The organism is Pseudoxanthomonas sp. 68-E7 (assembly GCF_057773145.1).
Genome location: NZ_JBYMTI010000005.1, coordinates 186776 through 208765 on the forward strand (window position 1 = coordinate 186776; position 21990 = coordinate 208765).

A 21990-nucleotide genomic window follows, 5' to 3' on the forward strand; every position below is an offset into this window, starting at 1 on the left:
TCCATCATGGGAGTGCCGGACGTGGGCGGTCCGGCAGGATTTCGGAACAGGAAGGAAGCGAACGACCGCGAGCAAGCACCTGCCGGACCGCGGCGGTGCCATCGCAGGGCAGCGCGCCTACAACAAGCGCGCCGCGGGGGCTGCGATCGGCGATACCCAGGCCTGGCTGTCGAATCCGGCGGACACGAAGGCCGCCTGGATGCCAGGCACCGCGGTTTCCGCCTGCGCGCGCGTCTCGAACCAGGCGAACACGCTGGGTCCGGCGCCGGAAATGCTCGCGCCCATCGCGCCCGCCGCCAACGCCGCCGCCTTGGCCGCGCCGAAACCGCCAATCAGCGGCGCTCGGCGCGGTTCGACCAGCACGTCATTCAACCCTTCACGCACCAACGCGGCGTCGCCGCGCTGGCAACCAGCCAGCAGCAACGCCAGATGCGCACTCTGGGCGACGAATTCCTTCAGCTCGTAGGCGCCGGCCAGCGCCGCGCGGGCGCGCCGGGTTTCCAGCACCGCGTCCGGATGCACCAGCACGCAATGCCAGGCTTCGGGCACCGGAATCGGCACCAGCCGATCAGCCGTCGACAGCACCAGGCCGCCCAGCAGCATCGGGCCGAGGTTGTCGCCGTGACGTCCACCACTGGCCACCGCCTCGCCCACCAGCGCATGCGGATACAGCGCCTCGCGCGACAGCGGCCGCGGCAGCAGCGCGTTGGCCGCCACCAGCGCGGCCACGCACGAGGCGGCCGAACCGCCCATGCCGGATCCCAGCGGAATGCCTTTCTCGATCTCGATTTCGAAACCGAAGCCGGGACGCTCCGCCTCCAGCAGCGAAATCAGCGCCGCGCCAGCGGTATTCCCGGGGGCATCGCGCGGCAAATCCACGGTGGCGCCGCGGATATCGGCGATGCGCACTTCCGGCGCGGCGATGCGCCGCACGTGCACGGTATCGCCCGCGCCTTCGATCACATGGCCCAGGATGTCGAATCCCACGCCCACATTGCCCACCGAGGCCGGCGAGAACGCGCTCGCCGTGTCGACCATTGCCGCTGATTCCACCTTTTCCTCCTTCACAACCTGGCTCCCTGGCCCGCCGCGACCCTCAGCAGATCGGCGAACACGCCGGCCGCGGTGACTTCGGGGCCGGCGCCCGGGCCCTGCACGATCAGCGGATTGTCGCAGTAACGGCGGGTGCTGAACTGCACGATATTGTCGGTCAGGCGCAGATTGGCGAACGCATGTGCGGCCGGCAGCGCGACCAGGCCCACCTTGGCGCGGCCCTCGCCGTCCAGCCGCGCCACGTAGCGCAGCACCTGTCCGGCGGCTTTCGCCTGCGCCAGCCTGTCGGCGAAGTCCGCGTCCACTTCCGGTAGCCGCGCCATGAAGTCCTCGACGCTGGCGTTGCGCAGCGACGCCGGGACCAGGCTCTCCACCTCCACGTCCTCCAGCGCCAGCGCCCGGCCGGCCTCGCGGGCCAGGATCACCAGCTTGCGACCGACATCGGTGCCGGACAGATCGTCGCGGGGGTCCGGCTCGGTGTAGCCCATCGCGCGCGCCTCGGTGACCAGTTGCGAGAACGGCACGCTGCCGTCGTACTTGTTGAACAGCCAGGCCAACGTGCCGGAGAAAATGCCCTCGACCGACACCACGGCGTCGCCGGTATCGAGCAGATCGCGCAGGGTCGAGATCACCGGCAGTCCCGCGCCGACCGTGGCCTCATAGCGGAATCGCGCACCGCTGGTGGCCGCGGCGTCGCGGATGGCCTGGTAGCGCGACAGCGATCCGGCGCCGGCCTGTTTGTTCGGGGTGACCACGTGGATGCCGGCGGCCAGCCAGTCGGCGTAGCGTTCGGCCACGTCCGGACTGGCGCTGCAATCGACGATGACCGCGTGCGGCAGATGCGCCGACAGCAGGTGCGCGGTGAAGCGATCCAGATCCGCCGCTTGCGTGCTGGCCTCGAAGCGCTCGCGCCAGTCCGCGCCGATGCCGCGTTCGTCGAGCAGCATCCGGCGACTGGAGGCAATCGCGCGCAGTCGCAGATCCACATTCGCCTTGCCCAGCAATTGCGGCTGGGCCGCGCGCAGTTGTTCGATCAGGGTGGCGCCGACATTGCCCGGGCCGATCACGCCGACCGAGAAGGTCTGCGGCGACAGCCAGAATCCCGCGTGCGCGGCGCGCAGCGCCTTGGTCGCGTCGGCGCTGTCGATGGCCACCGAGATGTTGCGCTCCGACGAACCCTGCGCGATCGCCAGGATGTTCACCCGCGCCCGCCCCAGCGCTTCGAACAGCCGCGCCGCCACGCCCGGCGTGCCCGCCATGCCGTCGCCGACCGCGGCCAGCACACTGACCCCGTCGGTGCGCTGCACGCGCTGGACCTGGCCGATGGTCAGTTCGTGGGCGAACGCGTTGAGCAGCGCGTTCTGCGCGCGCTGCGCCTCGGCGCTCCTGACCACGCAGCAGATCGAATGTTCGGAGGAGCCCTGCGAGATCATCACCACCGACACCCGCGCGTCGCGCAGCGCGGCGAACACGCGTTCGGCGGTGCCCGGCACGCCGATCAGGCCGGTGCCCTCCAGGTTGAGCACCGCCAGATCCGGACTCAGGGTCAGGCCCTTGACCGGCCCGTGCGCATCGCTGGCCGCGGTGATGCGGGTACCGGGGTGCTCGGGATGGAAGGTGTTGCGGATGACGATCGGCAGGCCGCGCTCGATGGCCGGCGACATGGTCTGCGGGTGCACCACCTTGGCGCCGAAGTAGGCCAGTTCGCAGGCCTCGTCATAGCTGAGCGCGCTGAGTTGCACGGCTTCGGGCACCACCCTCGGGTCCGCCGACAGCACCCCGTCCACGTCGGTCCAGATGTGCAGTTCGTCGGCGTTGAACAGCGCCGCGAAAATCGCGCCGCTGTAGTCGCTGCCATTGCGGCCCAGGGTGGTGATGCGGCCGGAACGATCGCGGGCGACGAATCCGGTGACCACCAGCCGGCGCTGCGGATGGCCGGCGCGCCAGTCCGACAGGCGTTGCGCGCTCTGCAGCCAGTCCACGTCCACGCCCAGGTCGCCGCGGTCCACCACCAGCACGTCGCGCGCGTCCAGCACCGCGCAGTCCTCGCCGCGTGCCATCAGGTACTCGCCCAGCAGGTGCGCGGAAAACACCTCGCCCAGGCCCTGCACCCGATCCAGCACCTCGCGCGGCAGCTCGCCGATCACCGCCAGCGCGGCCAGGATCTCGGCCAGTTCGTCGAAGCGCGCATCCATCCATTCCAGGGTCGGGCCGGCATCCTCGGCCAGCAGCGCCACCGCCGCACCGCGGTGCCGGGCGCGCAGTTCATGCCAGCGATCGCGCCATTCGGCCAGGTTGCCGGACGCCATTTCGGCCAGCGTGATCAGCGCATCGGTGACGCCCTTCATCGCCGAGACCACGGTGATCTGCTGGACCTCCCCGCGCGCCAGCAGCAACTGGGCCACATGACGGTAACGATCGGCATCGGCCACGGACGTGCCGCCGAACTTGTGGACGACCGTAGGGGACTGCAACGTACGGGACGGAAGCTGGGGCGGAGCGGCGACGCTGGACGACATGGGCGGAACCTCGGTAGGAGGCCCGGTACACGGATCAGGCTTTGGGCTCCCCCGCATCCTGATTCGGGTGCGGGGCCGTGGTTTGCGAATTACGCGAACACAACCAGCCGCACCCTGCTAATCGGGGTGGTAATGGTGGTGGTAGTGGTGGCGACCGACGCGGCCCTGGCCCCGGCGAAAGCCGTCGCCGGCAACGGGGCCGGGCGTGCGGAATCGACGGTGGACGGGACGTTCGGGCGCATTCCCGTAGGGGACACGAAGTGCGGGCGGGCTGTCAAGTGCTGCGTTGCATCAATGACGGTGACCCTCCCCCGCCCGTCCCTCCCGGCCTGACCGGGAGGGACGGTTTGCTCAATAACGGTTTGCTCAATAGTTGTAGCGGAACTCGACACCGAAGGTGCGCGGCCTCAGGCGGGTTGCCGCGCCGGTCATGCTGCGGGCATCGGTCGCGCCGTCCTCGTTGGTGAGGTTCTCGCCGAACAGATAGGCCGCCCAGCCGCTGGGCGATTCCAGGCCCACGCGCGCGGCCACCCGGGTAATGGGATCGCCGCCTTCGGTGCCCGCGGTGGCCGACGTCTCGCGCCGCGAGTGGTACATCACGTCGCTGCGGGCGATGCCCTTGAGTGAATCGCCGACCGGCCAGTTGTAGGCCACTCCGCCGCTGAGCGTCGTCTTGGGCACGTTGAACACCGGTGTGCCCTTGTGGAACTGGGTGCCTTCCAGATCCTCCTTGTAGACCGCGTCGATCACGCTGCCGCCGAAGTTGAACGCCCAGGCCTTGTTCGGCATCCAGGTGATCCCCAGTTCCACGCCCCGCTGGGTGGATCCCGCGGAATTGAGGATGCCGCTGTACAGGCCGTCGGCCAGCGACATGTAGACCGGCACGTCCTTCCAGTCGCTGTAGAACACCGCGGTTTCCAACAGCAGGCGACCTTCGTCGAACACCGCCTTGTAGCCCAGCTCGTAGCTCCAGATCGAATCCGGCTTGGTGCCGACCGGCAGGTCGATCCCGTACTGCTCCGCCAGTTCGATCGAGGTGATCGGCTGCAACTGGCCGGAACGATAGCCGCTGGCCGCGCTCGCGTAGAGAGTCGAATCCTCGTTCAAGGCGTAGGACAGGCTGAGCCGCGGGCTGGTGTTGGTGAAGGTCTTCTGCAGCGTGTTGCGCGTGGTTTCGCTGACATCCATCGAGTCGACCTTGTCCTCGAAGTAACGCACGCCGGCGGTCGCCGCCCACTTCTCGTTGATGTGCCAGGTCGCCTCGCCGAACAGCGAGAACGAATCGTTGGTCTGCGAGGAACGGGTTGGCGACAGGCCGGTCATCGCGGACGAATCCCGGCGTATCGCCTTGCGCAGGTAGTAGCCCATCGTCCAGTCCAGCGCGCGTTCGCCGGTGGAGGACCAGCGCAGTTCATGGGTGCGCACGCCGATATCGACCGTACCGGCGTAGGCGGTGGTCGCGTTGATCATGCCGCTCAGGCCGCGCCACAGGCTGCCGTCCGAGAACACGTACAGCAACTGCGAATCCTCGAAGGCATAGCTCGCGGTCAGGCTGCCGGAGTCCCATTCGTTGCGCACGTCGTAGTAGGAATCCACGGTCATGTCGTTATAGGCCGCCTCGAAGCCGCCCGGCGAATGCGCCTTGAATTTCCAGTAGGACAGATCCAGGTTGAAGCGCTCGTTCGGTGCGAACCGCAGTTTGGCGCGTCCGGTCCTGATGCGCTGCTCGTTGATGTTCTCCTCGCCGGTCTGGCGGTTCTTCAGCCAGCCGGACAGCGACTCGTCGGTGACGCCGAAGCGCAAGGCCAGCGTGTCGTCCACCAGTGGCACGTTCACCATCGCCTTGACGCCCCAGCCATCCGTGCCGCCCTGGGTGTCGCTGAAGGAGGTTTCCACCCCCGCGCGGAATTCGTTGAACTCCGGCTTGCGGGTGATCACCCGCACCGTGCCGCCCATGGAGCCCTCGCCGAACAGAGTCCCCTGGGGTCCCTTGAGTATTTCGATGCGCTCGATGTCGAAGGACCGGGTTTCCGGATACCACGGCACCGTCACGCCATTGAACGGCACTTCGTCTAGGTAGTAGCCGTTCTCGTTACTGCCCTGGCGCGCGGACGCACCGCGGATCTGGATGTAGGTGAACGCGCCGCCGGCATCGTAGGCGGCCGCGCCGGGCGAAAACGAAATCGCATCGCCGACGTTGTCGATGCCCATCGCGTCAATCTGTTCGCCGGTGATCGCGGTGACCGCGATCGGCACGTCCAGGCTGCGTTCGTCGCGCTTGCGCGCGGTGACGGTGACCGAGCCCAGGTCCACCGCCTTGTCGTCCACGACCTGGCCGGCCTGATCCGGCGTTTGCGCCGGCCCGGAACCGGCATCCGCGGCCTGGGCCGATGCCGACAAGGGCGCGACCGCGATCGCCAGCGCGACGGCGAGGCAGGTGAGCGCCGGTCCATGGCGAAGCGTTCCTGATGACAGATGGCAAGCTGATACCACGGCGACTCTCTCCTGGAATATCGAATGGAATGAAGCAATGCCGACGCCTGCCAACCGGCGAGGAGGGGGACGGATTGGAAGCGCGTGGCGGGCCTTGCGAGGCGCACTCGTGTGCTTCGCCTCGAGGTCCATCTTGTTTTTCCCGCAGGTCCGCCATCTAGTCGCCGATGACGGTTTTGTGTACGGAATTCGGCACAATTGTTTCGCATCATCCCGCATCCCTCGGGAGGCCGGACACGACGAATCAATCCACGTTTTTCAACGGGATTTCTCTGGATTTACTTCCCGACCCTGGCAAGCTGAACGCCGCGCGCAGGATCGGTGACCAGCGCGGAATTCCGCATGCTTCGGATAGCCAGCGAGCCAGTCCGACCTGGTCACCGGACCGACCCGGCGCCTGCGTTTTCCAGGCGCGTCGACACCAAGACGAACCAGGGCCCCGATCCGGAAATGCCGATGGGGTCGATGGCCAGCCCAAGGCCATGCCCGGCCGGCTGCGGTCGCCCGTCCGTGCCGTTCATGCGAGAATGCGGGCGATGGCCCCGTAGCTCAGCTGGATAGAGCGTCCCCCTCCTAAGGGGAAGGTCGTGCGTTCGAATCGCGCCGGGGCCGCCATTTCCGGACGGGCTCATCGCCCGTTCCGCGATCGGTCGCAACTCGATCCACTGCGAAACATCGCCCCCCGCCCGTGTCCGGGCCGTGCCTCCCGCATCCGCGAGGGCGACGCCGTCGGATGCCGTCCTGGCCTCGACCCCGGCCCTTCCCTTCCGGCCATCCGCCAATGCAACCCTCGGCGGATCGACGAAACGCCGTGCGCATCGTGGCCGCGTTCTCGGCGAATCGAACAGGCGGCTCAGCACATCCACGGAAGCCCCCGATCCGGCCGGGCCGGCGGGATCGCTCTGCTAAAATCGGCGTTCCGCCGGCGCACGTCGCGCCGCGCCTTCATCTGATCTTTCCTGGAGCACCGCATGTCCGCAGACATCCTCAAGGCACTCGGCCTTGGCCAGACCAATTCCGGCACCTACCTGGGCCGTGGCGAATGGTCCAAGACCACCGACGCCGGCCTGTTGCAGTCGATCAATCCGACCACCAACGAGGCGATTGCCGAGGTCCATGCCAGCAGCCAGGCCGACTACGAAACCGTGGTCGCGCGCGCGCAGGAAGCCTTCAAGGTCTGGCGCACCACCCCGGCCCCGCGCCGCGGCGAAGCCGTGCGCCTGTGCGGCGAGGCGCTGCGCAAGCACAAGGATGCGCTGGGTTCGCTGGTCGCGCTGGAAATGGGCAAGAGCAAGCCCGAAGGCGACGGCGAAGTGCAGGAAATGATCGACATCGCCGACTTCGCGGTCGGCCAGAGCCGCATGCTGTACGGCTACACCATGCACTCCGAGCGCCCGGGCCACCGGATGTACGAGCAGTACCAGCCGCTGGGCCTGGTCGGCATCATCAGCGCGTTCAACTTCCCGGTCGCGGTGTGGGCGTGGAACTCGTTCCTGGCCGCCATCTGCGGCGACGTGTGCATCTGGAAGCCATCCAACAAGACCCCGCTGACCGCGATCGCGTCGATGAAGATCTGCAACGAGGCCCTGAAGGCCGGCGGCTTCCCGGACATCTTCTTCCTGATCAACGACGCCGGCGTCGAGCTGGCCCAGCAGTTCGTCGACGACAAGCGCATCCCGCTGATCAGCTTCACCGGTTCGACCCAGGTCGGCCGCACCGTCGGCGAGCGCGTCGCCCGCCGCATGGGCCGCAGCCTGCTGGAACTCGGCGGCAACAACGCGATCATCCTGGACGAAACCGCCGACCTGAAGCTGGCGATCCCGGGCATCGTGTTCGGCGCGGTCGGCACCGCCGGCCAGCGCTGCACCACCACCCGCCGCCTGATCGTGCACGAATCCATCTACGACACCGTGCTGTCCACCCTGGTCAAGGCGTACAAGCAGGTCGAGGGCAAGATCGGCGATCCCACCGATCCGGCCAACCTGATGGGCCCGCTCAACAGCCAGGGCGCGGTGCAGCAGTTCCTCGCCTCCATCGAGAAGGCCAAGGCCAGCGGCGGCACCATCGAGACCGGCGGCACCGCGATCGATCGCCCCGGCAACTTCGTCCTGCCGGCCATCGTCACCGGCCTGAAGAACACCGATGAAGTGGTCCAGCACGAGACCTTCGCGCCGATCCTGTACGTGATGAAGTACAAGACCCTGGACGAGGCCATCGACATGCAGAACGGCGTGCCGCAGGGCCTGTCCTCGTCGATCTTCACCCAGAACCTGAAGGCGGCCGAGCAGTTCCTGTCGGCGGCCGGCTCGGACTGCGGCATCGCCAACGTCAACATCGGCACCAGCGGCGCGGAGATCGGCGGCGCGTTCGGCGGCGAGAAGGAAACCGGCGGCGGCCGCGAATCCGGTTCGGATGCGTGGAAGGTCTACATGCGCCGGCAGACCAACACCATCAACTATTCCGACTCGCTGCCGTTGGCGCAGGGTATAAAGTTCGACCTCTGAGCCCCGAGAAAGGAAAAGGACGCCAATGAACGTACCCGCACGCCAGACCAGCACCCTGGCCATCATCAGCCTGATTGCCGGCATCCTCGGCTGGACCCTGCTGCCCTTCCTGGGCAGCATCGGCGCGATCATCACCGGCCACATGGCCCGCGCCGAAATCCGCCGCGAGCCGCAGCGCCTGGATGGCGACGGCTTCGCCGTGGCCGGGCTGATCCTGGGCTGGGTGTCGGCCGCACTGTGGATCATCGGCATCCTGGTGTTCGTGCTGTTCTTCGGCGGGCTGGTCTGGCTGGGCGCGATGAGCCAGTGAGCCGGACGCGGTGACGGACGCCAGCGACAGCGCGGGGCGCTTCAGCAACCGGGTTGCCGACTACGTCCGCTATCGACCCGGCTACCCCGACGCCCTGTTCGACTGGCTGCACGATGGGCAGGGCGTGCCGCAGGGCGCGCTCGTCGCCGACATCGGGGCTGGAACCGGCATCGCCACGCAGGCGTGGCTGCGCCGCGGCCATCCGGTGATCGCGGTGGAGCCCAACGCGGCCATGCGCGAAGCGCTGGTGGCCGGGCTGGCCGGCGAGCCCGGCCTGCAGGTGGCCGATGGCAGTGCCGAGGCCACCGGCCTGGCGGCCGCCAGTGTCGATCTGGTCGCCAGCGCGCAGGCCTTCCACTGGTTCGACCCGGTCGCGACGCGGCGGGAATGGGCGCGCATCCTGCGTCCCGGCGGCCCGGTCATCGTGTTCTGGAACAGCCGCATGGCCGCCGCCTCGCCGTTCCTGCACGACTACGAAGCCCTGTTGCACGCCTACGGCGAGGACTATGCGCGGGTCGCCGAGCGCCACCCGGACGATGACGCCATGCGGGCCTGGTTCGGCCCGGGTTTCCGCGCCATGGCGCGGTTCGCGCATGCCCAGCCGCTGGACTTCGACGCGCTGTACGGCCGCCTGCGCTCCTCCTCCTCCACGCCGCCGCCGGACGATCCCCGGCATGCGCCGATGCGCGCCGAACTGCGCCGGGTATTCGATAAGCACGCCGAACAGGGCATGATCCGCTTCGACTACCTGACCCGCGTGTTCGTCGGCACCCTGCACTGATGTACAAACTCGCTCGCCCCTTCCTGTTCGGTTTCGATGCCGAGCGCGCCCATGGCCTGGGACTCAAGGCCATCGAGACCGCCTACCGGACCGGCACGATCCCGCTGCTGGCGCGGCCGCCACAGCCATTGCCGACCAAGCTGCTGGGCCTGACCTTCCCCAACCCGGTCGGCCTGGCCGCGGGCCTGGACAAGAACGGCGCCCACGTCGAGGCGCTGTTCGGACTGGGTTTCGGCTTCGTCGAAGTGGGCACGGTCACTCCCCGCCCGCAGCCCGGCAACCCCAAACCGCGGATGTTCCGGCTGCCGGCCCACCAGGCGGTGATCAACCGGCTGGGCTTCAACAACGAAGGCGTCGACGTGCTGGTGCGGAACATCGAGCGGCTCCGCCGCCGTACCGGCGTGCTCGGCATCAACATCGGCAAGAACAAGGACACCTCCAACGAGCGGGCCGCCTCGGACTACCTGTTCTGCCTGGAGCGGGTCTATCCGCTGGCCGACTACATCACCGTCAACATTTCCTCGCCCAACACCGCCGGCCTGCGCGAACTGCAGGAGGAACAGGCGCTGCGCCAGCTCATCGGCACCCTGCGCGAGGCGCAGGAGGATCTGGCGGCGCAGCACGGCAGGCGGGTGCCGATGCTGGTCAAGCTGGCGCCGGATCTGTCCGACGACGACATCGACGCGGTCGCCCGCGTGCTGGGGGACCTGGGCGTGGACGGGGTCATCGCCACCAACACCACGGTCTCGCGCATCAGCGTGCAGGACGATCCGCTCGCGCACGAAACCGGCGGCCTGTCCGGCGCGCCGCTGATGGGCCAGTCGACCCTGGTGCTGCGCCGCCTGCGCACGCGCCTGCCCGACCGGATTCCGCTGATTGGCGTGGGCGGCATCCTCTCCGGCGCCGACGCGGTGGCCAAGATGGCCGCCGGCGCCTCGCTGGTGCAGGTCTATTCCGGACTGGTCTATCGCGGGCCCGAACTGATTGGCGAATGCGTCGACGCCATCCGCCGCCGCCGCGAGGCGCCCAGCCGCGGCGCGGTGGCCCCGGAATGAGTCTTCCCTATCGTTTGACCCGCGACGCCTCGCTGCGCAACCGCAACACCTTCGGGGTGGAGGCGCGCGCGCCCTGGCTGCTGGAACTGGACGATGCCGCCGCGCTGCCGGAATTGCTGGCGCGGCCGGAACTGGCCGGGGCACCGCTGTTCGTGCTGGGCGGAGGCAGCAACCTGCTGTTCGCCGGCGACGCCGAGGGCCCGGTGTTGGCGCTGGCCAATGCGGCCACCCGGGTGCTGGCGCAGGACGCCACCCATGCCCGCGTACGCGCAGAGGCCGGCATGCCCTGGCATGCGCTGGTGATGTGGTCGCTGCAGCAGGGCCTGTGCGGACTGGAGAACCTGGCGCTGATTCCCGGCACCGCCGGCGCCGCGCCGATCCAGAACATCGGCGCCTACGGGGTGGAAGTGGGCGAGTTCGTGCACGCGGTGGAAGCCTGGGATCGCGATGAGGGCGTCCTGCGCCGGCTGGACCGCGCCGCCTGCGCGTTCGGCTACCGCGACAGCGTGTTCAAGCACGCGCCGGATCGCTACATCGTCACCGCGGTGGAACTGGATCTGCTGCGCACGCCCGCGCCGCGCCTGGACTACGCCGGCATCGGCGAGGAACTGGCGGCGATGGGCATCGCCCAACCGGACGCGAGCGATGTCGCCGAGGCGGTGATCGCCATCCGTCGCCGCAAGCTTCCGGATCCGGCGGTGATCGGCAACGCCGGCAGTTTCTTCAAGAATCCGATCGTGCCGGCGACGCTGGCCGAATCCCTGCAGGCCACGCACCCGGGCCTGCCGGTGTTCCGCGGCGACGCGGCGGACACCCGCAAGATCTCCGCCGCCTGGATGATCGAGGCCTGTGGCTGGAAAGGCCATCGCGATGGCGACGCCGGCGTGGCCGCCTCGCACGCGCTGGTGCTGGTGAACCATGGCAACGCCACCGGCCTGCAGTTGCTGGCGCTGGCCCGGCGCATCGCCGAATCGGTGGAACACCGCTTCGGCGTCGCCATCGAACCCGAACCACGCATCGTCGGCGGCCGCTGGTAGCCATGTTCCCATGCGCTTCCGCCCCGCGCCGTTCCCGCCCGCCCCTCCGGTGCGCGCGGGCCGGAGGGTGGGACGGAAGCCGGTCCGGGCATCGTCGCGCCCGGCGGTCCGCGCGGATGCGCCACCTTCATTCTCTTCCCGGCATGCTGGCGCCCGCGCTGGCGCGCCTGCCTGTCGTGGAATCCTGATGCCCACCATTCCCGTCCACTTCCGCGCCGCCGCGCTGATGCTGGCCAGCACCATGTTCTTCGCCCTGATGGTGGTCGCCATCCGACTGGCCTCGGCCAGCCTGCACACCTTCGAGATCGCGTTCTTCCGCAACTTCTTCGGCCTGCTGGCGGCCCTGCCGCTGCTGATCAAGCACGGTCCCGGACTGCTGAGGACCCAGCACTTCCCGCGCTACCTGTTCCGCTGCGTGATCGGCATCTGCTCGATGCTGGCCGGCTTCTGGGCCATCGGCCACCTGCCGCTGGCGCAGGCGGTGTCGCTGTCCTACTCCACCCCTTTGTTCGTCACCCTGGCCGCGGCCGCGATGCTCAATGAAAAAGTGCGCGCGCGCCGCTGGACCGCGGTGGTACTGGGCTTCCTGGGCGTGCTGATCATCGTTCGCCCCGGCACCGCGGAATTCAGCATGGACGCCATGATCGCGGTGCTGGCGGCGGTGATGAGCGCGCTGGTGGCGATCCAGATCAAGCAGCTGTCGCAGACCGAACCGGCCGATCGGATCGTCCTCTACACCACCCTGCTGTGGGTGCCGATGTCGCTGGTGCCGGCGCTGAGCGTGTGGGAATGGCCGCAGGGCATCACCTGGCTGTGGGTGATCGCCGCCGGCGTGATGGGCACCGGCGGACACATGCTGTGGACCCGCGCGTTGAAACTGGGCGAGGTCTCGGCGCTGACGCCGATCAGCTTCATGCAGTTGCCGGTGGTGGCGGTGTTCGGCTGGGTGCTGTTCGATGAAAGCCTGGATCGCTGGACCCTGCTGGGGGCGGCGATCATTTTCGGCGCCAACGCCTACATCGCCCATCGCGAGGCGGTGCTTTCACGCAGGGCCGCCTCCGAGGCGGCCAGCTCGGCGGCTAAGCCGGGCGAATAGATGGCCATCGCGGATCCCGCGCGATGATCCGCGATCCGGAAAGACGCCCGATGGCGGGCCGCTTGATACGACCTACTTGAATCCCGTCGGCGGGCGCCCTTCGCGGATGGCGTCAGCCAGCGCGGCCAGCGGCTCGCTCAGCGTATCGGGCCTGGCCGCCAGCAATGGCTCCAGGTATTGCCGGCGCAACGCCTGCGCCTGCGCCGCGTGGCCAAAACCCGCCTCCGCAGTGGCCAGCGTCCAGATCGCGTGCAGGGTTTCCGGGTGCTGTTCGCCCAGCAGGCGGCTGCGCGCCTCGACCACCTCGCGATAGGACGCCAGCGCCAAAGTCGCATCCCCCAGGGTACGCGCGGCGTCGCCCCGGATCAGCAGCGCCCGCTGGGTCTGCGGATGCTTCAGGCCCAGCACGTCGCGCGCCAGCGGCAGGCCGTCGCGCAGCAGCGCCAGGCTCTGCTGCGGATGTCCGTCGCGCAGCAGTGTGCCGGCGTGGTTGATCAGGATCGAGAGCGTGTCCGGATGATTGGCGCCCAGCAGCCGGGTCCGCTGCTCCAGCACCTGCTGCTCCAGCGGCAACGCCGCGGCGTAGTCGTCCAGCCGCGCGTAGGTGGTCGCCAGGTTCAGTCGCGCGCGGATGGTCTGCGGATGCAGCGGACCAAGCACGCGTTCACGCCCGGCCAGCACCGCCTTCATCATCGGCAGGGCTTCCCCGGCGGCATTGGAATCGGCCAGCATGCTCGCCAGCGTGCCGCGTGCGTGCAGGGTCAGCGGATGGTCGTTGCCGAGCCGGCGGATCTGGGTCGCCACCAGTTCCCGCTGCAGCTTGACCGCGCCCTCCTTTTCCCCGGTGAGCATGCGCATCACCGCCAGGTTGCTGGTCGCGGCCAGGGTGTCCTTGTGCTCCGCGCCCTGCACCGCCACCCGCAGTGGCAGCAGTTTCTCCATGTTGGCGCGCGCCTCGGCCATCTCGCCGACGGCGCGCTGCATGTCCGCCAGCGCGTTCAGGGCATCCATCGATGCGGAATCCCGATCGCCCGCCTGCTTCGCCAGCCACTCATGCAGCGATTGCAGCAGGGTCTTGGCGCGTTCGCGCTCGCCACGCGCGGACAACACGCTCGCCTGCGCAATCTCCAGTCCCGCGCGGGTGGGATCATTCAGCGGCAACGGCTGCGCCAGCGGCCGCGCGCGCTCAATGATGGCGGCGGCGGCGTCCACTTCGGCGGCTCCCAGCAGGGCGTCGGCCTGGGCCAGGCGCGCGGCCAGCGTCGTCGGCGCCGCCTCGCCCGCCTGGCCGGCGCGGTAGTCGGCGACCTCGCCGAACTCCCGCGCCGCCTGCGGGCTCATGCCCAGCGCCGCGTACACGCGCGCGACCGATTCGCGCAGATTGGCCGCCAGCGCCGGCTGGCCGGCGAAGTCGCGATCGATGGCGGCTTCGGCGTTGGCGAGCAGATCGCGATCAATCATGCCGCGCGCCAGATCCGCGGTGTTCACCTGGGCCAGCAGCGGTTCCAGCGAGGCGCGGCTGGCCGGATCGCCTTCGGCGATCTGCCCACGCAGGCCCGTGGCCAGGCCGCTGCCCATGGCCTCGATGTCGATGTCCTCCAGCATCGATTGCTGGAAGCCCGCCATCTTTTCCAGCTCCACGCTGCGCAGTTCGGCGATGGCGCGCTGCTGCCGCGCCTGCATCAATCCATAGACGGATACCGCCAGTCCCCCCAGCAGTGCCAGGCCGACCAACGCCGCGGCGACCAGCGCGGTGCGATGGCGGGCGAAGAACCGCGACCAGCGATAGCGCCGGGTCGGCGGCACCGCCGCCAGTGGCGCGCCATCCAGGAATCGCTGCAGGTCCGCGGCCAGTTCCGCGACCGATGCGTAGCGTCCATCGCGGTCGTGGCACATCGCCTTGGCCACCACCCAGTCCAGTTCCTCGCGCAGGGCGCGCCGCAGGTGTCGTCCATCGTGCGCGATTCCGGCCGGCGCGGCCGCGGTCCGCCGGGTGGCGAGTTGCTCGGAGGGCAGTTGCAACACGCTGTCCCCGGCGGTTCCGCCCTCGCGCACGCCGGGGCGCGCGCCGGTCAGCAGTTCGTGCAGCAGCACGCCCAGCGAGTACACGTCGCTGCGGGTGTCCAGGGTGGCGAGATCGCCTTCGGCCTGCTCCGGGCTCATGTAGTCCGGCGTGCCGGCACGCTCCTGCACCCCGGCCAGCGCACGCGAGGTGGCGGTGGCGATGCCGAAGTCGATGATCTTGGGTGATGCGCGCCCGTCGATGCGATCGACCAGGATGTTGCCCGGCTTCAGATCACGATGGATCACGCCCTTGTGGTGGGCGTGCTGGACGCCTTCGCAGATGCGGATGAACAGCGCCAGGCGCTCGCGCAGGTCCAGGCCTTCCTCCGCGCAGAAGCGCGTGACCGGCCTGCCCTCGCTGTACTCCATGGCGAAGAACGGCACGCCGTCTTCGGTGGCGCCCGCGTCATAGATCTGGGCGATGGCCGGATGCCGCATCTGCGCCAGCAACTGCCGTTCGATCTCGAAGTAGGCCAGGTGGCGCGCTTCCACGCGGTGCCCGCGCAACAGTTTGAGGGCGACGGTGCGGCGCACCGGTTCCAACTGTTCGGCGCGATAGACCTCGCCCATGCCGCCGCGTCCGAGCAGTACTTCCAGCCGGTAGCGGCCCAGCCGTGCGCCGGGCGGGAACGCCTCGCCGTCGGCAGGCATCTGTCCGGACAACCGCGTCACCAGAAGCTCGGTGGCTTCCGGGTCCGCCGATGGCGGTACTGGATTCATGGCACGTCCCCCTGGAGTACCGCCATGTTAGCGGAAGCACCGGCAGGCGCGGCACGGAACCGCTACACTCGGCAGCCTCCCTCCCCGCGGCCGGATGCATGGCCCCCGAACACGAGACCACCCAGCGCACGATTCTCAGCGATGGACCGCGTCCTTCCCGCTCGCGCTCTGCCTGCGTGGTGGTGATCCAGGGCGAAGGCTTGGGCCGACGCGCGGACATCGATGCGCAGCCGGTGGTGGTCGGGCGCTCGCGCGAGGCCGATCTGCACATCCCGCACCGGAGCGTGTCGCGCCTGCACTGCCAGGTCTGGCGCGACGGCGATCAGTACCGCGTGCGCGACCTCGATGCGACCAATCCCACCCGCCTCAATGATCGCCCGATCCAGGAAGCGGTGCTGGCCGACGGCGATCACCTGACCCTGGGCGAGTGCATCCTCAAATTCATCAGCCACGCCAGCGTGGAAGCGCACTACCACGAGGAGATCTACCAGCTCGCCACCCACGACGCGCTGACCGATCTCTACAATCGCCGCCATTTCATCGAGGCGGTCGATCGCGAAATCGCCCGCGCCATGCGCCATCAGCGGCCGCTGGCGATGTGCATCATCGACGTCGATCTGTTCAAGCCGATCAACGACCGCTACGGCCACATCTCCGGCGACAACGTGCTGCGCCAGATCGCCGGCATCCTGCGCCGGCACATCCGCAACGATGACTCCGCCGCCCGCATCGGCGGCGAGGAATTCGCGGTGCTGTTGCCCGAATGCGACGACGACGCCGCGTTCGGTTTCGCCGAGCGCCTGCGCCAGGCGGTGGCGGACGCGGTGTTCAAGCCCGGCGGCGACGCGCAGTCGATCACCGTCAGCATCGGCATCGCCGCGCTGATGCCCCACCGCGACACCTGCAGCCGGATGATGGCGGCGGCCGACGCCGCGCTGTACCGCGCCAAGAGCGAAGGCCGCAACCGGGTCTGCATCGAATACTGAGACGGGCACGACACGGCCACGCCCGGTGTCCCTCAGCGTCCGGCCGCAAGCGCTCCGTCCGCGACCTCCGCGGTTCCACCGATGGCCTCGACCGGCAGGCCCGCCGCCCGCCACGCATCGATGCCGCCGCGCAGCGGCAGCACATCGCCGTATCCGCGCAGGCGCAGCTGGCGCGCCAGCCAGGCCGCGGAAACCTCGTCCGGGCATGCGCAGTAGATGACAATCTTGCGCTCGCGCGGAAATCTCGAAGTGATCTCCTCCAGCCGGCGCTCGTCGGCAAACACCGCGCCGGGGATGACGAAGGGATCGATGTCGCGGAAGCCGGGCGCGCGGATGTCCAGCACGGCGGGCGCCACCTCCGTCCGCATCAGCGCGTCCAGGGTGGGCGGATCGATGCGCGCGGACTCCAGCATCCGGAACAGCGCGCGCCGCCGCCACCAGCGGTAACCGACATACAGCGCCAGTCCCGCCAGCACCAGCAGCCCTGCGCCAACCCCCAACTGCGACAGCGCCACCAGCAATCCTTCCACCTGGCGGGCGAAGATCACGCCCAGCGCCAGCCCCACCGTCGCCCACAGCGCCGCGCCAAGGCCGTCATAGCGCAGGAAGCGCGGCAGGCCCGCCTGCATCGCACCGGACAGCGGCACCGCCACCATCGACAGGCCCGGCACGAACTTGGCCACCGCCAGCACCCGGATGCCGAAGCGGCCATAGACGCGCTCGGTCTGTTTCATGCAACTGTCGCGCGACAGCGACAACCGGCACAGGGATTGCAGGGTGCGGCCGCCATAGCGGCGGCCGGCGTAGAACCATGCGGTATCGCCGAGAAGGCTGGCCGACACCGACACGGCCAGCACGCCGAACAGCGCCGGCCAGGCGGGATCCGCGTGCAGGGCGATGCCCGCGCCGACCAGGATCAGGGTCGGCATCGCCGGCACCGGCAGGCCAAGCGACAACGCCAGCACGTTGACGAACACCAGCGCCACGCCGTACCGCTCAATCAGATCCTGCATGTCCTCGCCCATGCGCAGCCGGTGCGCCGCATCTTCACAGGAAGCGATCCTCCCGCCGCCGGCCGGCAATCACAAGCGGGCCGGTTCGCAACAATCCGTTACGTTTGCACGCGGCGCCCTTGCGACGCCTGCCGCGCTTCTCCTACGCTGGGAGCGCAGCAGGAGGAACGCCGATGTCCAGCCGATTCGCCAGCGTGACGCCGATGGTGCCCGCCGGCCCCTCCTTGGCCGAAGCGCTGGATTTGTATGTCGGCCGGATGGGCTTCCGGGCGCTCTGGCAGGAAGGCGACATGGCCGGCATCGAGCGCGACGGTGTCGGCTTCCACCTGGTCCGCAACAGCGAACCGCTGTGGGCGCGGAACGCCAGCTTCAGCATCGGCGTGGCGGGACTGGACACGCTCTACGCGGAGTACCGCAACCTGCCCGCCCAGGTCGGGCCACTGGAAATGAAGTCCTGGGGCCGGCGCGAGTTCCACCTGATCGTGCCGCCGGGCGTGTGCTTCCAGTTCTACGAGTTCGCCTGAAGGCGCGCCTTCCAGGGGCGACCGCTGCGATACAGCGCCGCGTACACGCCCACAACCCAGGCCATGCCGGCCGCCCAGCCGCCGAGGATGTCCGACGGGTAATGCACGCCCAGGTACACCCGCGACAGGCCAACCAACAGGACGAAGGCCAGCGCCGCCAGCGCCGCCGGCCAACGCCAGCGGGTCCGCCAGGCCAGCAGGAACACCACCATCGCCAGGGTCATCGAGCCCATCGCGTGGCCGCTGGGAAAGCTGAAGGTGTGTTCGGGCGCGACCGAATCCCAGAGCGAGGGACGATCGCGCTGGAAGAACTGCTTGGTGGCCAGGTTCAGCAGCGCCGAGCCGATGAACGAGGACGCCGCGAACAGCGCTTCGCGCCAGCGCCGCCAGGCCAGCAGCGCCAGCACGAGGGCGATGTCCACCGGGATAACCCCGTACTGGTAGCCGGCCGCCGACACCCCGACGAAGAACCGATCCAGCGCCGGCGACGCCAGCGCATGCATCCGCCACAGCAATGGATCGTCGAAGAAGAAGTCCTCCAGTTCGTGGACCTCGTCGGCCAGCGTCACGAACAGCCACAGCGGTGCCAGCAATCCGGCGAACAGCAGCAGCATCCGCCAGCCGCGCTCGCGCAACAGTTTGAGCAGGGCGTTCAGCCCCTGGGCCAGGACCTCAGACGGCGCCACGCGTGTACTTGCGTTCGACGTAGCCGTCGATCAGGGCGATGAATTCCTGGGCGATGTTCTCGCCGCGCAGGGTCACCGCCTTCTCGCCGTCGATGAACACGGGCGCCGCCGGCGCCTCGCCGGTACCCGGCAGGGAAATGCCGATGTTGGCGTGGCGCGACTCGCCCGGACCGTTCACCACGCAGCCCATCACCGCCAGGGTCATGTTCTCCGCGCCCGGATGGCTGATCTTCCATTCCGGCATCCGCCCGCGGACATGGTTCTGCACGACCTTGGCGAGCTCCTGGAAGAACTCGGAGGTGGTGCGGCCGCAGCCCGGGCAGGCGGTGACCATCGGCGTGAACGCGCGCTGGCCGGTGGTCTGCAGCAGTTCCTGCGCCACGATCACTTCCTGGGTGCGCGGTTGCCCCGGTTCGGGCGTGAGCGAAATACGGATGGTGTCGCCGATGCCTTCCTGCAACAGCACCGACAGTGCCGCGGCCGAGGCGACGATGCCCTTGCTGCCGATGCCCGCCTCGGTCAGGCCCAGGTGCAGGGCGAACTCGGAGCGCAGCGCCATGTCGCGATAGACCGCGATCAGTTCCTGCACGCCGCTGACCTTGGCCGACAGCACGATGCGATCCCGCGCCAGGCCCAGTTCCACCGCGCGTTCGGCCGAGTCGACCGCCGAACGGATCAGCGCCTCGCGCAACACCCGTCCGGCATCCCAAGGCTGCTCGCGCTGGTGGTTCTCGTCCATCAGCTGCGCCGCCAGCGACTGGTCCAGCGAGCCCCAGTTGGCGCCGATGCGCACCGGCTTGCCGTAGCGGATGGCGAATTCAATCAACTGGGCGAACTGGGTGTCCTTCTTCTTGCCGAAGCCCACGTTGCCCGGATTGATGCGGTACTTGGCCAGCGCCTCGGCGCAGGCCGGCTCGCCGGCCAGCAGTTGATGGCCGTTGTAGTGGAAATCGCCGATCAGCGGCACCGCGACGCCCATCATGTCCAGCTTTTCGCGGATGCGCGGGATGGCGGCGGCGGACTCGGGATTGTTGACCGTCAGCCGGACCATCTCGGAACCGGCCCGCCAGAGTTCCGCCACTTGGCGGACGCTGCCGGCGATGTCGGCGGTGTCGGTGTTGGTCATCGACTGCACCACCACCGGCTGCCCGCCACCGACCTTCACGCCGCCGATGTCGACGGTGTGGGTGATGCGGCGGGGCCAGGCGGCGGCGTTGGCGGGGGGCGTGGGGCGGCTGACGGCGTCGTGCATGGCGCCTATTTTAGACCGGGAAACCGGCCAGGCCGTGGGGGCCGGCGCCGCGTCCATTCACCCGCCGGTGCGATCCCCCTCCACGGCCGGGCTTGCGGCATCGTCTAGCATGTACGCATGCCCATCTCTTCCCCCAGTTTCCTGCGGACCCTGTGCAACCTGCGCTGGGTCGCCATCATCGGCCAGGCGGTCGCCGTGCTGGTCGCCACCGAGCTGATGCACATCCGGCTGCCGCTGGCGCCGCTGTGGGGCGGCATCGGCCTGCTGGCCGCGTTCAACCTCTACGCCACCTGGCGCAGCCACCGGCTGGCGCCGGATTCGGCCGGCGTGGCGTTCCTGCACATGCTGGTCGACGTGGCCGTGCTGGCCTGGCTGGTGGGCTGGAGCGGCGGCATCACCAATCCGTTCAGCCCGATGTTCCTGCTGCTGATCGCGGTGGCCGCGCTGGCGCTGCCGCTGCGCTGGGTGCTGGCCACCGCCGGGGCCTCGCTGGTGGGCTACACCCTGATGGCGGTGTTCGGCCGTCCCCTGCCCGCCTTCCACGGCAACGCCTTCAACCTGCACCTGTGGGGCATGGCGGTGAACTTCCTGCTGTCGGTCGGCGTGGTGCTGTACTTCTCCACCCGGCTGGTGGCGGCCTTGCGCCAGCGCGAACGTGAACTGGCGGTGCTGCGCGAACGCTTCGCCCGCAACGAGGGCATCGTCGCCCTGGCCACCCATGCCGCCGCGGTCGCGCACGAGCTCAACACGCCGCTGGCGACGATGACCCTGCTGAGCGAGGAGATCGCCGAGCAGTGCGACGACGACGCCATCCGCGAGGACGCCGACACCCTGCGCGAACTGGTGGACATCTGCCGCGACCGGGTGCGCGAACTCGCCGCCTCGGCCGAGATGGGCCGCAATACCGGCGTCGATCTGGAACGGGTCATCCATCGCTGGCAGCTGGTGCGCCCGACCATCGAACTGCAACGCGAAGGCGAACTGCCGGCACGGCTGCGGGTGGATCCCTCGATCGGGCACCTGCTGCAGGCCCTGCTCAACAACGCCGCCGACGCCAGCCAGCAGGCCGGCTCCCCCCGGGTCGAACTGCGACTGCGTTGCGACGGCGGCGAGCTGATCGGCGAAGTCCGCGACGAGGGCGACGGTTTCCAGGACACCCTGCGCTTCCATTCCGATACCCTGTTCCGCAGCAGCAAGCCCGATGGCATGGGCGTGGGCCTGGCACTGTCGCACGCGACGGTCGAGCGCCTCGGCGGCTCGCTGACCCTGCAGACCGCGTTGCCACGCGGCGTGCGGGTCAGGTTCCGCCTGCCGCTGCGTGGCGCCAAGGATTTCCCATGAACGGCCTGTTGATCGACGACGACGAACTGTATGCCCGCACCCTCCAGCGCAGCCTGGCCCGGCGCGGCATCGAAACCCGGATCGCGCTGGACGGCGGCAGCGCCCTGCGCCTGGCGCGTGAGCAACCGCCGGATTTCGCGCTGGTCGATCTGAAACTCGGCGAGTCCTCCGGCCTGACCCTGATCGAACCCCTGCGCGCGCTGCGCCCGGACATGCGGATCCTGCTGGTGACCGGCTACGCGAGCGTGGCCACGGCGGTGGAGTCGATCAAGCGCGGCGCCGACGACTACCTGCCCAAGCCGGCGACGCTGTCCACGATCCTGCGAGCGCTGGGCATCGAGCAGAAGAGCGAGCCGCTGGAGCCGGAAGAGACCATGACGCCGCTGCATCGGCTGGAGTGGGAGCACATCCAACAGGCGTTGGCGGAGACGGATGGCAACATTTCCGCCGCCGCCCGGTTGCTGGGTATGCATCGTCGCTCCCTGCAACGCAAGCTGTTGAAGCGTCCTGGTCCCGAGCGCCGGCAAGTGGACGAGTAGTTCCCATTTGCTTTGAG

General features: G+C 69.0%; 17 protein-coding genes and 1 tRNA gene. 11 read left to right on the forward strand and 7 right to left on the reverse strand.

Annotation, left to right across the window (positions count from 1 at the left end):
* Positions 1-117: 117 nt before the first annotated feature.
* The 3 genes from AC3DE2_RS13685 to AC3DE2_RS13695 form a co-directional block, all read right to left on the reverse strand.
* Positions 118-1038, reverse strand: coding sequence for a homoserine kinase (locus tag AC3DE2_RS13685; RefSeq protein WP_488426840.1), 921 nt, complete (start codon positions 1036-1038; stop codon positions 118-120).
* A gap of 26 nt (positions 1039-1064) precedes the next feature.
* A complete protein-coding gene (gene thrA, locus AC3DE2_RS13690) occupies positions 1065-3572 on the reverse strand; it encodes a bifunctional aspartate kinase/homoserine dehydrogenase I (RefSeq protein WP_488426661.1) in 2508 nt (835 codons plus the stop codon).
* 366 nt (positions 3573-3938) lie between these two features.
* Positions 3939-6065 carry a TonB-dependent receptor gene (locus AC3DE2_RS13695; RefSeq protein ID WP_488426663.1) on the reverse strand — a complete coding sequence of 709 codons (2127 nt, stop codon included), beginning with the start codon at positions 6063-6065 and terminating at the stop codon, positions 3939-3941.
* A gap of 538 nt (positions 6066-6603) precedes the next feature.
* Here AC3DE2_RS13695 and AC3DE2_RS13700 point away from each other — a divergent pair.
* The 7 genes from AC3DE2_RS13700 (at position 6604) to AC3DE2_RS13730 (ending at position 12848) form a co-directional block, all read left to right on the forward strand.
* A tRNA-Arg gene (locus AC3DE2_RS13700) sits at positions 6604-6680 on the forward strand.
* Positions 6681-7036: 356 nt separating this feature from the next.
* Positions 7037-8569, forward strand: a complete 1533-nt coding sequence (gene amaB, locus AC3DE2_RS13705; protein ID WP_295379518.1) for an L-piperidine-6-carboxylate dehydrogenase — start codon at positions 7037-7039, stop codon at positions 8567-8569.
* Between the two features lie 25 nt (positions 8570-8594).
* The gene (locus AC3DE2_RS13710; RefSeq protein ID WP_295379516.1) at positions 8595-8879 is read left to right on the forward strand and encodes a DUF4190 domain-containing protein; all 285 of its coding nucleotides are present in this window, start codon (positions 8595-8597) and stop codon (positions 8877-8879) included.
* 10 nt (positions 8880-8889) lie between these two features.
* Positions 8890-9660, forward strand: a complete 771-nt coding sequence (locus AC3DE2_RS13715) for a class I SAM-dependent methyltransferase (RefSeq protein WP_488426664.1) — start codon at positions 8890-8892, stop codon at positions 9658-9660.
* Positions 9660-10715, forward strand: coding sequence for a quinone-dependent dihydroorotate dehydrogenase (locus tag AC3DE2_RS13720; protein ID WP_488426665.1), 1056 nt, complete (start codon positions 9660-9662; stop codon positions 10713-10715). Before AC3DE2_RS13715 ends, AC3DE2_RS13720 begins: the two co-directional genes overlap by 1 nt.
* Positions 10712-11752: a UDP-N-acetylmuramate dehydrogenase gene (murB, locus tag AC3DE2_RS13725; protein WP_488426666.1), complete on the forward strand. Its 1041-nt coding sequence runs from the start codon at positions 10712-10714 to the stop codon at positions 11750-11752. The genes AC3DE2_RS13720 and murB overlap by 4 nt, the downstream gene beginning before the upstream one ends.
* A gap of 187 nt (positions 11753-11939) precedes the next feature.
* On the forward strand, positions 11940-12848 hold the full coding sequence (locus tag AC3DE2_RS13730; protein WP_295374436.1) for a DMT family transporter: 909 nt from the start codon (positions 11940-11942) through the stop codon (positions 12846-12848).
* Positions 12849-12920: 72 nt separating this feature from the next.
* Here the strand turns inward: AC3DE2_RS13730 and AC3DE2_RS13735 are convergent, their stop codons facing one another.
* Entirely contained in the window at positions 12921-15632 is a 2712-nt protein-coding gene (locus AC3DE2_RS13735) for a serine/threonine-protein kinase (RefSeq protein WP_488426667.1), read from the reverse strand.
* 98 nt (positions 15633-15730) lie between these two features.
* On the opposite strand from AC3DE2_RS13735, the gene AC3DE2_RS13740 reads away from it, so the two are divergent.
* Positions 15731-16618 (forward strand): diguanylate cyclase, encoded by an 888-nt coding sequence (locus AC3DE2_RS13740; protein ID WP_488426668.1) that lies wholly within the window; start codon positions 15731-15733, stop codon positions 16616-16618.
* 32 nt (positions 16619-16650) lie between these two features.
* Here AC3DE2_RS13740 and AC3DE2_RS13745 read toward each other — a convergent pair whose 3' ends face one another.
* Positions 16651-17631, reverse strand: coding sequence for a DedA family protein/thiosulfate sulfurtransferase GlpE (locus AC3DE2_RS13745; protein ID WP_295382805.1), 981 nt, complete (start codon positions 17629-17631; stop codon positions 16651-16653).
* Positions 17632-17804: 173 nt separating this feature from the next.
* Between AC3DE2_RS13745 and AC3DE2_RS13750 the strand changes: the two genes are divergently transcribed.
* Positions 17805-18155: a VOC family protein gene (locus tag AC3DE2_RS13750; protein WP_295382806.1), complete on the forward strand. Its 351-nt coding sequence runs from the start codon at positions 17805-17807 to the stop codon at positions 18153-18155.
* On the opposite strand, the gene AC3DE2_RS13755 is transcribed toward AC3DE2_RS13750, so the two are convergent.
* Together AC3DE2_RS13755 and ispG are read right to left on the reverse strand one after the other, a co-directional pair.
* Positions 18140-18823 (reverse strand): phosphatase PAP2 family protein, encoded by a 684-nt coding sequence (locus AC3DE2_RS13755; RefSeq protein WP_488426841.1) that lies wholly within the window; start codon positions 18821-18823, stop codon positions 18140-18142. The genes AC3DE2_RS13750 and AC3DE2_RS13755 overlap by 16 nt on opposite strands.
* Positions 18824-18827: 4 nt before the next feature.
* Entirely contained in the window at positions 18828-20093 is a 1266-nt protein-coding gene (ispG, locus tag AC3DE2_RS13760; protein WP_488426670.1) for a flavodoxin-dependent (E)-4-hydroxy-3-methylbut-2-enyl-diphosphate synthase, read from the reverse strand.
* Between the two features lie 117 nt (positions 20094-20210).
* On the opposite strand from ispG, the gene AC3DE2_RS13765 reads away from it, so the two are divergent.
* A complete protein-coding gene (locus AC3DE2_RS13765) occupies positions 20211-21434 on the forward strand; it encodes an ATP-binding protein (protein WP_488426671.1) in 1224 nt (407 codons plus the stop codon).
* Positions 21431-21973, forward strand: a complete 543-nt coding sequence (locus AC3DE2_RS13770; protein ID WP_488426672.1) for a response regulator transcription factor — start codon at positions 21431-21433, stop codon at positions 21971-21973. The genes AC3DE2_RS13765 and AC3DE2_RS13770 overlap by 4 nt, the downstream gene beginning before the upstream one ends.
* The last annotated feature ends 17 nt before the right edge of the window (positions 21974-21990 follow it).

What these genes read in the sequence shown, in the direction of transcription:
- AC3DE2_RS13770 (WP_488426672.1), top strand. Translation starts at nt 21,431, where the DNA reads ATGAACGGCCTGTTGATCGACGACGACGAACTGTATGCCCGCACCCTC.
- AC3DE2_RS13745 (WP_295382805.1), bottom strand. Translation starts at nt 17,631, where the DNA reads ATGCAGGATCTGATTGAGCGGTACGGCGTGGCGCTGGTGTTCGTCAAC.
- AC3DE2_RS13685 (WP_488426840.1), bottom strand. Translation starts at nt 1,038, where the DNA reads ATGGTCGACACGGCGAGCGCGTTCTCGCCGGCCTCGGTGGGCAATGTG.
- AC3DE2_RS13735 (WP_488426667.1), bottom strand. Translation starts at nt 15,632, where the DNA reads ATGAATCCAGTACCGCCATCGGCGGACCCGGAAGCCACCGAGCTTCTG.
- AC3DE2_RS13740 (WP_488426668.1), top strand. Translation starts at nt 15,731, where the DNA reads ATGGCCCCCGAACACGAGACCACCCAGCGCACGATTCTCAGCGATGGA.
- AC3DE2_RS13720 (WP_488426665.1), top strand. Translation starts at nt 9,660, where the DNA reads ATGTACAAACTCGCTCGCCCCTTCCTGTTCGGTTTCGATGCCGAGCGC.
- AC3DE2_RS13730 (WP_295374436.1), top strand. Translation starts at nt 11,940, where the DNA reads ATGCCCACCATTCCCGTCCACTTCCGCGCCGCCGCGCTGATGCTGGCC.
- AC3DE2_RS13750 (WP_295382806.1), top strand. Translation starts at nt 17,805, where the DNA reads ATGTCCAGCCGATTCGCCAGCGTGACGCCGATGGTGCCCGCCGGCCCC.
- ispG (WP_488426670.1), bottom strand. Translation starts at nt 20,093, where the DNA reads ATGCACGACGCCGTCAGCCGCCCCACGCCCCCCGCCAACGCCGCCGCC.
- thrA (WP_488426661.1), bottom strand. Translation starts at nt 3,572, where the DNA reads ATGTCGTCCAGCGTCGCCGCTCCGCCCCAGCTTCCGTCCCGTACGTTG.
- amaB (WP_295379518.1), top strand. Translation starts at nt 7,037, where the DNA reads ATGTCCGCAGACATCCTCAAGGCACTCGGCCTTGGCCAGACCAATTCC.
- murB (WP_488426666.1), top strand. Translation starts at nt 10,712, where the DNA reads ATGAGTCTTCCCTATCGTTTGACCCGCGACGCCTCGCTGCGCAACCGC.
- AC3DE2_RS13765 (WP_488426671.1), top strand. Translation starts at nt 20,211, where the DNA reads ATGCCCATCTCTTCCCCCAGTTTCCTGCGGACCCTGTGCAACCTGCGC.
- AC3DE2_RS13710 (WP_295379516.1), top strand. Translation starts at nt 8,595, where the DNA reads ATGAACGTACCCGCACGCCAGACCAGCACCCTGGCCATCATCAGCCTG.